This is a genomic window from Streptomyces sp. NPDC001532 (assembly GCF_040298625.1).
Taxonomy (GTDB): Bacteria; Actinomycetota; Actinomycetes; order Streptomycetales; family Streptomycetaceae; genus Streptomyces.
The window spans coordinates 127,759-138,311 of the sequence record NZ_JBEPAL010000020.1 but is presented as its reverse complement, the minus strand read 5'-3'; the positions used below and the strand labels follow the sequence as shown (position 1 = coordinate 138,311).

10 protein-coding genes are annotated in these 10,553 nt (G+C 72.7%); 7 read left to right on the top strand and 3 right to left on the bottom strand.

Going from position 1 to position 10,553, the window contains the following annotated elements; all coding sequences use genetic code 11:
* The first annotated feature begins 232 nt into the window (after positions 1–232).
* Positions 233–1,093 (top strand): biotin--[acetyl-CoA-carboxylase] ligase, encoded by an 861-nt coding sequence (locus ABT232_RS20060; RefSeq protein ID WP_351841674.1) that lies wholly within the window; start codon positions 233–235, stop codon positions 1,091–1,093.
* Between the two features lie 448 nt (positions 1,094–1,541).
* On the top strand, positions 1,542–2,660 hold the full coding sequence (locus ABT232_RS20055; protein ID WP_351841672.1) for an adenylate/guanylate cyclase domain-containing protein: 1,119 nt from the start codon (positions 1,542–1,544) through the stop codon (positions 2,658–2,660).
* 4 nt (positions 2,661–2,664) lie between these two features.
* Here the strand turns inward: ABT232_RS20055 and ABT232_RS20050 are convergent, their stop codons facing one another.
* Positions 2,665–3,315, bottom strand: coding sequence for a hypothetical protein (locus tag ABT232_RS20050; protein WP_351841670.1), 651 nt, complete (start codon positions 3,313–3,315; stop codon positions 2,665–2,667).
* A gap of 242 nt (positions 3,316–3,557) precedes the next feature.
* Between ABT232_RS20050 and ABT232_RS20045 the strand changes: the two genes are divergently transcribed.
* The 3 genes from ABT232_RS20045 (at position 3,558) to hutH (ending at position 7,253) form a co-directional block, all read left to right on the top strand.
* Positions 3,558–4,358: an enoyl-CoA hydratase/isomerase family protein gene (locus tag ABT232_RS20045; RefSeq protein WP_351841684.1), complete on the top strand. Its 801-nt coding sequence runs from the start codon at positions 3,558–3,560 to the stop codon at positions 4,356–4,358.
* A gap of 128 nt (positions 4,359–4,486) precedes the next feature.
* Positions 4,487–5,629 carry a GGDEF domain-containing protein gene (locus ABT232_RS20040; RefSeq protein WP_351841668.1) on the top strand — a complete coding sequence of 381 codons (1,143 nt, stop codon included), beginning with the start codon at positions 4,487–4,489 and terminating at the stop codon, positions 5,627–5,629.
* Positions 5,630–5,714: 85 nt separating this feature from the next.
* Complete coding sequence (gene hutH / locus ABT232_RS20035; RefSeq protein WP_351841682.1) at positions 5,715–7,253, top strand: histidine ammonia-lyase; 1,539 nt, start codon at positions 5,715–5,717, stop codon at positions 7,251–7,253.
* Between the two features lie 59 nt (positions 7,254–7,312).
* Here the strand turns inward: hutH and ABT232_RS20030 are convergent, their stop codons facing one another.
* Both ABT232_RS20030 and ABT232_RS20025 read right to left on the bottom strand, forming a co-directional pair.
* Positions 7,313–8,059, bottom strand: coding sequence for a hypothetical protein (locus tag ABT232_RS20030; protein ID WP_351841666.1), 747 nt, complete (start codon positions 8,057–8,059; stop codon positions 7,313–7,315).
* Positions 8,060–8,157: 98 nt separating this feature from the next.
* Entirely contained in the window at positions 8,158–8,454 is a 297-nt protein-coding gene (locus tag ABT232_RS20025; RefSeq protein ID WP_351841664.1) for a hypothetical protein, read from the bottom strand.
* Positions 8,455–8,564: 110 nt separating this feature from the next.
* Between ABT232_RS20025 and ABT232_RS20020 the strand changes: the two genes are divergently transcribed.
* Positions 8,565–8,948, top strand: coding sequence for a hypothetical protein (locus ABT232_RS20020; RefSeq protein ID WP_351841662.1), 384 nt, complete (start codon positions 8,565–8,567; stop codon positions 8,946–8,948).
* Positions 8,949–9,170: 222 nt separating this feature from the next.
* Entirely contained in the window at positions 9,171–10,424 is a 1,254-nt protein-coding gene (locus tag ABT232_RS20015) for a L,D-transpeptidase (RefSeq protein WP_351841660.1), read from the top strand.
* The last annotated feature ends 129 nt before the right edge of the window (positions 10,425–10,553 follow it).

The window sequence follows — 10,553 nt, the reverse complement described above, 5'->3', positions numbered from 1 at the left end:
TTGGCGTGCTGCTTCTCCACCGCGCGGGCCGAGCCGGCGTGCGTCGCCTCCTCGATGCGGCGCTGGAGATCCGCGAGCTTGCCCGCGGTCGTGTGAAGGTCGATCTCTTCCGGCTCGGACATCGGGATGCGGCTCCCTGCCTGCTCAAAAGGGGGGACGGTTACTCATCCGTAGCGTAGTGGGGGGCCTACCGATCGGCAGTGCGGCGTTTACCACACCTAGGGTGGCTTGCATGACGCCGCGAGATGCCTCAGGAGACAGCCGCTGGTCGGACCTCGACCGGCCACCCCTCAACGCCGCCGCACTGCGCCGGGCCCTGGTCCGCGAGGGCGGACTCTGGTCCGGGGTGGAGGTGGTGCAGCGCACCGGGTCCACCAACAGCGACCTGGTGGCACGGGCCGCCGCCGGTGAGGTGTCCGAAGGGACGATCCTCGTCGCCGAGGAGCAGACCTCCGGACGGGGACGCCTGGACCGCCAGTGGACCGCCCCGCCGCGCTCCGGGCTCTTCTTCTCCGTCCTCCTGCGGCCCGCCGAGGTGCCGGTGGCCCGGTGGGGATGGCTGCCGCTGCTCACCGGTGTCGCCGTGGCGACCGGGCTGTCGCGGGCGGCGGGCGTCGACACGGCACTCAAGTGGCCGAACGACCTGCTGGTGACCGTGGGCGGCGAGGAGCGCAAGGCCGGCGGGATCCTCGCCGAGCGCTCCGGGGCCGACGGCGTGGTCGTCGGCGTCGGCGTCAACGTCACCCTGCGCGCGGAGGAGCTGCCGGTGCCCCAGGCGGCGTCGCTGGCCCTGGCCGGCGCCGTCGGGACGGACCGCGACCCGCTGCTGCGGGGTGTGCTGCGCGCGCTGGAGGACTGGTACGGCCGCTGGCGGTCGGCCGGCGGCGACCCGGCGGCGTGCGGCCTCCAGGAGACCTACGCGGCGGGCTGCGCGACGCTCGGCCGGGTCGTACGGGCGGAGCTGCCCGGCGACCGGTCGATCGTCGGCGAGGCGGTCGCCGTGGACGGCGACGGCCGCCTGGCCATCGCCACGAAGGAGGGCGTCCAGGAACCGGTCGGCGCGGGAGACATCGTCCACTTGCGCCCGGCGTGAGGGATGGGGGCCTGAGGGGGCGCGGGCTACTGCGCTCGCTAGCGGAGGCGGGCCGTCGCGTGATCGCCGTGGACTCGTGGCCGGCGGGAGCGATGCCGGCCTGAAGGGGCGCGGGGTACCGCGCGAGCGGTCGCGGGCGGCTCGCGTCCGAGAGGCGAGCGGTCGCGGGCGGCTCGCGTCCGGAAGGTGAGCGGAGGCGGGCTGTCGCGTGATCGCCGTGGACTCGTGGCCCGGCGCCGGCGATGCCAACCTGAAGGGGCGCGGGGAACCGCGCGACAAGCGACAGCCCGCCCGCGCAGACGGCCCGACACGGAGAACACAGGAGCCCAGGACAGACAACAGCCACCCCCCGCCACCCCCCTCACCTCACGGAGTGAGCTGGCGCACATCTGCCGTAGAGTTGAGGCCGGTCGATACCTGACCGTGGCAGATCGGAAGGGCAGCAGGCGTGACCGTCGACGACACGGGCTCCGACAAGGGTCGTAACCCAGAGCCCGACGGCACCGAACCCGGCGAAAACCCCCTCGCTCTCCGCCTCGAACAGCTCATCCTCGGTGCGGAACGCCGCTACACCCCCTTCCAGGCGGCCCGCAGCGCCGGCGTCTCCATGGAGCTGGCGTCCCGCTTCTGGCGGGCGATGGGCTTCGCCGACATCGGCCAGGCCAAGGCGCTCACCGAGGCGGACGTCCTCGCCCTGCGGCGGCTTGCGGGTCTGGTGGAGGCGGGGCTGCTGAGCGAGGCGATGGCGGTGCAGGTGGCCCGGTCGACCGGCCAGACCACCGCGCGGCTCGCCGAATGGCAGATCGACTCCTTCCTGGAGGGCCTGACCGAGCCTCCCGAGCCCGGCATGACCCGCACCGAGGTCACGTATCCGCTGGTGGAGCTGCTGCTGCCGGAGCTGGAGGAGTTCCTGGTCTACGTCTGGCGGCGCCAGCTCGCCGCCGCGACCGGCCGGGTCGTCCAGGCCGGCGACGACGAGGAGATGGTCGACCGCCGGCTGGCCGTCGGCTTCGCCGACCTGGTCGGCTTCACCCGGCTGACCCGCCGCCTGGAGGAGGAGGAGCTGGGCGAGCTGGTCGAGGCCTTCGAGACCACGGCCGCCGACCTGGTCGCCGCGCGCGGCGGACGGCTCATCAAGACGCTCGGTGACGAGGTGCTGTACGCCGCCGACGACGCGGGCGTCGCCGCCGAGATCGCGCTGCGGCTGATCGAGACGATGGCGAACGACGAGACCATGCCGGAGCTGCGTGTCGGCATCGCCTTCGGCACGGTGACCACCCGAATGGGTGATGTCTTCGGTACGACCGTGAACCTGGCCTCCCGGCTGACCTCGATAGCGCCCCGGGACGCCGTGCTGGTCGACAGCGCCTTCGCCGAGGAGCTGATCCGCACCGGCGAGGCCCCGGCCTCCGAGGCGGAGGCCGCCGAGGCCGCGACCGCCGCCGAGAAGGAGGGCGAGCAGCCGCCGACGTACCGCTTCGGGCTCCAGCCGATGTGGCAGCGGCCGGTGCGAGGCCTGGGCGTGGTCGAGCCGTGGCTGCTCAACCGCAGGGACGGGACGGCGTAACCGCTCAGCGGGAGAGCGGGTCCACACAGAGTCCGACGACCGGTACGCACAGCCCCGGGCCGTCGTCCGGGTGCCCCGGTGCAGGGGAGCCGGGGGACTGCGCGGGTGGCGGCGTGTGTTCCGGCTGCGGGGCGGTCCTCGCGGGTGCGGGCGGCACGGTGTGGGTGCCGGGGGTCGTGGGCGGCCGGTTCGGTGGCTGCGGGACGGTGGTGGTGCCGGGGGTGCTGCCCGCGGCGCGCCGGCCGGCGGCGGCCGGGGTCACGACCGGGACGGAGCGGGTGGCCGATGCCGTGGCCGCCGCCCCGCCCACCGCGGACGGCGTGGACGGCGCGGACCGGTCGGTGGCCGGCGTGGCGGGCAGCGTCGCGGCCGTGTTCGTCGCCCGTTCCGAGGTGCCGCCGGAAGCCGCCGGGTGCGGGCCGGGCCCGGTCCGCGCGCTTCCGAGGCCGCCGACGACGGCGGGGTCCGGGGCCAGTCGTACGAGGCTCAGCATCCCGGCGGCCACGGCGAGACCGCCGACGGCGAGCAGCAGCCCGCGGGAGCGCGGGCGGCGGTGCCGGCCACGGGCGGTGCGGGTCGCCGCGGTGGGCGCGGGGCCGGCGGCGCCGCCGGTTGTGGTCACGCCCCTCGTGTCGGTCGTCGTGTCGCTCGTCATGCGATCGCTCCCTCCCCGATGAGTGCGCCCCCGGTGCGCCGTGGCGGTGCACGCTATGCGCTCCCGGCGGCGCCCGGGGCGGGAGTCGGCGGGATGTCACTCGAACGGGGTGTCGGGGGGTGACGGAAGGTGCGGGCGGGCCAAGCTGTCGGCCTGCTCTTCTCCCGGCGGGGCCGGGCTGCGATGATCGGGGCAGAGTTGTTAACCCGCGTTAACCGGAGGGTGTCGTGAGCGAGGGCGTTGTGAGCGAGGAGCGGTTCGGGGAGTTCGTGCTGGTGCGGCGGTACCAGGACGGGCAGGTCGCGGAGCTGGCACTCGACCGGCCCAAGGCGATGAACGCGGTGTCCACCGAGATGGCGCGGTCCGTCGCCGGGGCGTGCGCGGCGCTCGGCGCGGACCGGGACGTCCGTGCGATCGTGCTGACGTCGACGCACGAACGGGCGTTCTGCGTCGGCGCGGACCTCAAGGAGCGGAACTCCTTCAGCGACGCGGAACTCCTCCGGCAGCGCCCGGTGGCGCGCGGCGCGTACACGGGCGTGCTGGAGCTGCCGCAGCCGACGGTCGCGGCGGTGCACGGGTTCGCGCTGGGCGGCGGCTTCGAGCTGGCGCTGTCCTGCGATGTGATCGTGGCGGACCGTACGGCGGTGCTGGGGCTGCCCGAGGTGTCCGTGGGCGTGATCCCCGGCGGCGGCGGGACCCAGCTGCTGCCGCGCCGGGTGGGCGCGGCACGGGCGGCCGAGCTGATCTTCACGGCCCGTCGGGTGGAGGCGCCCGAGGCGCGCGAGCTGGGCCTGGTCGACGTCCTCGTGGACGAGGGCCGCGACCGCGAGGAGGCCCTGGCTCTGGCCGGCCGTATCGCCGCGAACTCCCCGGTCGGCCTCCGCGCCGCGAAGCGCGCCCTGCGCCTCGGCCACGGCCTGGACCTCCGGGCCGGCCTGGAGGTCGAGGACGCGGCCTGGCGCTCGGTCGCCTTCTCGGGCGACCGGGCGGAGGGAGTGGCGGCCTTCAACGAGAAGCGGGCCCCGCGCTGGCCGGGCGAGTGACGGGCGCCTGCCGGCGGGTGGACGGGCTCCGGGTGCCGTTCGGGGCGGCGGCCCCCGGAGCTCCCCCCGATCACCCCAAGCGCCGCATCAACGTCCCCATTCCGGCAAAACATCCCTAGCCTGGAGCAATGGGTGAGGACAACCGGCTCGCGGACGTCGTCGCGCTGGCGCAGGGGATGGCCGCGGCGCGGACGCCGCGGGAGTCGTGGCGGGCCGCGGCGGCCGGGGCGTGCCGGGCGCTGGACGGGAGCTTCGCCGCGCTGTCGGTGTGGGAGCGGGAGCTGGGGCGGCTGCGGGTCCTGGTGAACGTGGGGGACCGGGCGCCGGACGAGCTGGAGTTCCCGGAGGACGAGACCTATCCGGTGCACCAGTTCGCCGAGATCACCGAGTTCCTGCACGAGCAGTGGGCCGCCGGAGGTGAGCCGGACGCCTGGGTGGAGACCGCCGACGGTCCGACGGAGGGCCGCGCCGGGTTCGTGCACGAGCGGGTCTCCGCGCTGCGCCGCCGCGGCCGCGGTTCCTGTGTGGTCGCGCCGATCGTGCTGCACGGGCGTGCCTGGGGCGAGCTGTACGTCGCCCGTCCGGCCGGCGCTCCGGTCTTCGGCCGCGCCGACGCCGACTTCGCGACCGTGCTCGCCGCCGTGGTGGCCGCGGGCATCGCCCAGACCGAGCGGCTGGAGGAGGCGCGCCGGCTGGCCTTCACCGACGCGCTGACCGGACTGGCCAATCGCCGCGCCGTCGACATGCGCCTGGACGAGGCGGTGGAGCGGCATCGCCGCGAAGGCGTGGCGGTCAGCCTCGTGGTCTGCGATCTGAACGGGCTCAAGCGGGTCAACGACACCCTCGGCCACGCCTACGGCGACCGCCTGCTGGAGCGGTTCGGCTCGGTGCTGTCCCTGTGCGGCGCGATGCTCCCGGGCACTCTCGCGGCCCGCCTCGGCGGCGACGAGTTCTGTCTGCTCGCGGTCGGCCCGAGCGCCGACGACGTGGTGAAGGTGGCCGACGAGCTGTGCCGGCGGGCGGCGGAGCTGGAGCTGGGCGAGGGTGTGGCCTGCGGGGTCGCCTCCACGGAGGAGTCCATCGGGGACGTCCGCTCGGCCCGCCGGCTGTTCCGGCTGGCCGATGCCGCGCAGTACCGGGCCAAGGCCGTCCGGGCGGCGAAGCCGGTGGTCGCGGGCCGGGAGGGGCCGGGCGACCCCGTCGTACGCCTGGCCGACGAGCCGTCCCGGGCGGGCAGCCCGGAGCGCCGCCGGTTCCGCGGGCGGCCGTAGCCGGATCCGGCGGGCCGGTAAGGGGTGAACCCGCACACCACTGGTGACATTTTCGAATTCACTGCGTACGCTCCTGAATATGGATATGCACACTGTGGTGGTGGGGACGTCCGGCGTCACCGCGTCCGACGTCCTCGCCGTGGCCCGCCGCGGCGCCCGTATCGAGCTCTCCGCCGAAGCGGTGTCCGCCCTCACCGCGGCCCGCGAGATCGTGGACGCGCTGGCGGCCAAGCCGGACCCCGTCTACGGCGTCTCCACCGGCTTCGGCGCCCTCGCGACCCGGCACATCGGCCCGGAGCTGCGCGCCCAGCTCCAGCGCAACATCGTCCGCTCGCACGCCGCCGGCATGGGCCCGCGGGTGGAGCGGGAGGTCGTACGGGCCCTGATGTTCCTGCGGCTGAAGACCGTCTGCTCCGGCCACACCGGCGTGCGGCCCGAGGTCGCGCAGACCATGGCGGACGTCCTCAACGCCGGGATCACCCCGGTCGTGCACGAGTACGGCTCACTCGGCTGCTCCGGCGACCTCGCCCCGCTCTCCCACTGCGCCCTGACGCTGATGGGCGAGGGCGACGCCGAGGGTCCCGACGGCACCGTCCGCCCCGCCGGCGAACTCCTCGCCGAGCACGGCATCACCCCGGTCGAACTGCGCGAGAAGGAAGGCCTCGCCCTCCTCAACGGCACCGACGGCATGCTCGGCATGCTGGTCATGGCCCTCGCCGACCTGGACACCCTCTACAAGTCCGCCGACGTCACCGCCGCCCTCAGCCTCGAGGCGCTGCTCGGCACCGACAAGGTCCTCGCCCCCGAGCTGCACGCCATCCGCCCCCACCCCGGCCAGGGCGACAGCGCCGCCAACATGCTGGCCGTGCTGGAGGGTTCGGGTCTGACCGGCCACCACCAGGACGACGCGCCCCGCGTCCAGGACGCCTACTCGGTGCGCTGCGCCCCGCAGGTCGCCGGCGCCGGCCGGGACACCCTGGCGCACGCCCGGCTGGTCGCCGAGCGCGAGCTGGCCTCGGCCGTCGACAACCCCGTCGTCCTTCCCGACGGTCGCGTCGAGTCCAACGGCAACTTCCACGGCGCCCCGGTCGCCTACGTCCTGGACTTCCTCGCCATCGCCGTCGCCGACCTCGCCTCCATCGCGGAGCGCCGCACCGACCGGCTGCTGGACAAGAACCGCAGCCACGGCCTGCCGCCGTTCCTCGCCGACGACGCGGGCGTGGACAGTGGCCTGATGATCGCTCAGTACACGCAGGCCGCTCTGGTCAGCGAGCTGAAGCGGCTGGCGGTACCGGCGTCCGCGGACTCCATCCCGTCCTCCGCGATGCAGGAGGACCACGTCTCCATGGGCTGGTCGGCGGCGCGCAAGCTGCGCACGGCCGTGGACAACCTCACCCGGGTCCTCGCCGTCGAGCTGTACGCCGCCACCCGCGCGGTGGAGCTGCGCGAGGGGCTGACCCCCGCCCCGGCGACCCGCGCGGTCCTCGAAGCGGTCCGCGCGGCCGGCGTCGAGGGCCCCGGCCCGGACCGCTTCCTCGCCCCCGACCTCGCGGCGGCCGACGCCGTCGTGCGCGACGGACGGCTGGTCACGGCGGTGGAGACGGTCACCGGACCGCTGCGCTAGCGTCCCGCGGGCACGACGAAGGGCCCCGTCCGGCACGCGGACGGGGCCCTTCGGCGGTGTTACTTGAGCTTGCCGCCCTGAGCCTGGACGAGCTTCGCCGGAACGGCGTACTTGTCGCCGGTCATGAGCGCGCCGAGGTTCAGCGTGTAGTACGTCGCGATGGTGTTGCCGTGCCGCACGACCTCGGCGTGGACGTCGCCCGCCTCGCCGTCCATGTCGCTGGTCACCGCGAACGCCACGGACTCGTCACCGGCGCCGGAGGCCTTCTCCTCGGTCACCTTGGTGGCCTTCTGCTCCTCGCCCTGCGAGGTGCCCGTGAAGCCGCCCGCGCAGTTCTCGACCGCGTCGGCGACGGACTTCATCGTCTGCTCGGCGCCGTCACCGTCGTAGGAGGACAGCCCGACGACCGTGAAGTTGACGCTCATGGCGTCGGCCATCGCGTCCTCGGCCTCGCCCTCGGTCAGGTCCTCCAGGGACTTGGAGGCCGTGTCCGTCGGGCTCTTCTCCTCGGTGGCGCTGGTGTTCGTCTCGGCCGCGGCGTCGCCCGGGGCGAGACCGCTCATGACGTACGTCAGCGGCAGGCACTTCTCGTCCGTCTTGACGTCGTCCTTGGTCATGACCGTGGACTTGTCGAGCGGCTCGACCTTGAACCCGTCGACCTCGCCGTCGGCGATGATCAGCTTCTTCAACTCCGCCGCGCTCAGCGCCTTCGCGGAGGAGGACTGCTCGTTCGAGCCGGCGCCCTTGTCGCCACCCGACTCGCTCTCCGAACAACCCGTGACAAGGGCGAGCGATAGCACGCTCACGACAGCCGTGGCGCCGAGCCGCGCACCCGATGATCTCTTCATGAGCGGACTATGAAGGCCAGGTCAAGAGCACGTCAAGTCGGATTATGTACCGGGAGTTAGAGGCTGAGACGTTCCCGGCGCACCGAATACACCACGAAACCGGCGCCCATGGTCAGACAGAACGTGCCGCCGACGACGTACGGCGTGCTGTCGAAACTGCCGGTGTCGGCGAGCCGCGGCACGCTCTCGGAGGTGGTTGGCGAGGCCGCCCGGGCCTGCGTCGTCCGCGTGGCCGAGGGCTGCTCTCTCGCCGGATCGTCCGAGGTCGCGTTGGCGGAGGGGACGAACCACAGGGCGCCCAGCAGGGTGCCCGCGGCGGTGGCGGTCAGCAACGGACGGCGAGCGGATGACACGGAATATCGATCCCCTTGTAGCGCTGGCGAATTGGCCGTGTGGGGGCGATGTTAGTGAAAGTCGCGGGTCACGGGAAAGTCACGGGAGCGCCGGGCCGTACGCTCCGGACATGAGCACTCCAGAGACATCACGATTTGTCCGGCTTCGCGTGGAGCTCGTTCTCGAGGTCGAGGACGCCGACGCCGTCACCAAGGCCGCGCTGCGCCGGATCGCCGGCGAGACGGATATGCCGGCCGACGAACGGGTACACGCCGAGAACGCTGTGACGGAGGACACCGCGGAGGCCCTGGCCTATCTCGTCGACCCGTTCGACCTGGTCGGCGAGGTGCCGGGCATCGAACTCCAGCAGGCCTCCTGGAGCAGCGAGCTGGTGGACTACGACCCGGATTCGCCGGACTGGGACCTCGGCGAGGATGATGACGACGAGGACGACGACGAAGTGGACGACGAGGACGACGAGGGCGCGGACGGCCGCCGGACGTCGGGCGGCTGAGCGCCGCGGGGAAAATTGATGACCCCGGGCGGCAACCGCCACCCGGGGTTTTCTCGTCTCATGGGGCGCACTGACCGACACCCGCACCATCCGCCCTGGCGCGGACGTGGTGTGCCCCACACATGCGAGGCATGTGGAACGGGACGAACCGGTCGTAGCGTTGAAGCTCTTAACGGGGACTCTCGGGGTTTTGGGGAATCGGCAACGATGGAGAAGCGTGTGATGACGAACAGTAAGCGGCGCAAGGGCCTGACGGTCGCGTCCGCACTGCTCGGCGGTGTGCTGGTGCTCTCGGCCTGTTCCGGCGGCGAGGACGCCTCCGGCGACGACGGCAGCGGCAACGACACCTCGCAGGCCAAGGTCGACGAGGCCGCGGCCCAGAAGACCTCCGAGGCCCAGATCGAGATCACGCCGAAGGACGGCTCGACCAACGCCTCCATCAACAACTCCGCCACCGTCACCGTGAGCAAGGGCACGCTCACCGAGGTGACCATGACCACGGCGGACGGCACCGCGGTCGCCGGCGAGATCGCCGCCGACAAGACCAGCTGGAAGCCGAGCGTCCAGCTGGAGCGCGCGACCGGCTACAAGATCGCCGTGACCGCGGAGGACGCCGACGGCCGCGAGGCCCACGAGAACGCCTCCTTCACCACGGTCTCCCCGGACAACAGCTTCATAGGCAGCTTCACCCCGGAGGACGGCTCGACGGTCGGCGTGGGCATGCCGGTCTCGATCAACTTCGACAAGGCGATCACCAACAAGGCGGACGTCCAGAAGGGCATCACCGTCTCCAGCAGCAGCGGCCAGGAGGTCGTCTGCCACTGGTTCAACGCCAACCGCATGGACTGCCGCCCCGAGGACTACTGGCAGGAGGGCTCCAAGGTCACCCTCAAGCTGGCCCTCGACGGCGTCGAGGGAGCCGAGGGCGTCTACGGCGTCCAGCAGAAGTCGGTCTCCTTCACCATCGGCCGCAACCAGGTGTCCATCGTCGACGCCGAGACCAAGCAGATGAAGGTCACGCAGGACGGGAAGGTCGTCAAGACCATCCCGATCTCCGCCGGCTCGCCCGAGAACACGACGTACGAGGGCCAGATGGTGATCTCCGAGAAGTTCAAGGAGACCCGGATGAACGGCGCGACCGTCGGCTTCACCGACGACGACGGCAAGGGCGAGTACGACATCAAGGACGTGCCGCACGCCATGCGCCTGTCGACGTCCGGCACCTTCATCCACGGCAACTACTGGGCCGCCGACTCCATCTTCGGCAGCGTCAACACCAGCCACGGCTGCGTCGGCCTGAACGACACCAAGGGCGCGGGCGACCCCGGCACCGAGGCCGCCTGGTTCTACGACAACTCGATCGTCGGTGACGTCGTGGTCGTGAAGAACACCGGCGACAAGACCATCGCCCCGGACAACGGCCTCAACGGCTGGAACATGGACTGGGCGCAGTGGAAGGCCGGCTCCGCCGTCTGACGCCCGCTCAGCCGCCCGCCCGGCACGCACTCCGGATGCCGCCTCCCCTCCCGGGGAGGCGGCATTCGCGCGTCCCAGGGTGTTCTCATCCTTCTCTTATGCCGGCCTTATCTCTTCATCACGCGCCGT

Bases quoted from the DNA above. Each gene is read 5' to 3' on its own strand.
- ABT232_RS20060 (WP_351841674.1), top strand. From the start codon at position 233: ATGACGCCGCGAGATGCCTCAGGAGACAGCCGCTGGTCGGACCTCGAC.
- ABT232_RS20050 (WP_351841670.1), bottom strand. From the start codon at position 3,315: ATGACGAGCGACACGACGACCGACACGAGGGGCGTGACCACAACCGGC.
- ABT232_RS20040 (WP_351841668.1), top strand. From the start codon at position 4,487: ATGGGTGAGGACAACCGGCTCGCGGACGTCGTCGCGCTGGCGCAGGGG.
- hutH (WP_351841682.1), top strand. From the start codon at position 5,715: ATGCACACTGTGGTGGTGGGGACGTCCGGCGTCACCGCGTCCGACGTC.
- ABT232_RS20020 (WP_351841662.1), top strand. From the start codon at position 8,565: ATGAGCACTCCAGAGACATCACGATTTGTCCGGCTTCGCGTGGAGCTC.
- ABT232_RS20015 (WP_351841660.1), top strand. From the start codon at position 9,171: ATGACGAACAGTAAGCGGCGCAAGGGCCTGACGGTCGCGTCCGCACTG.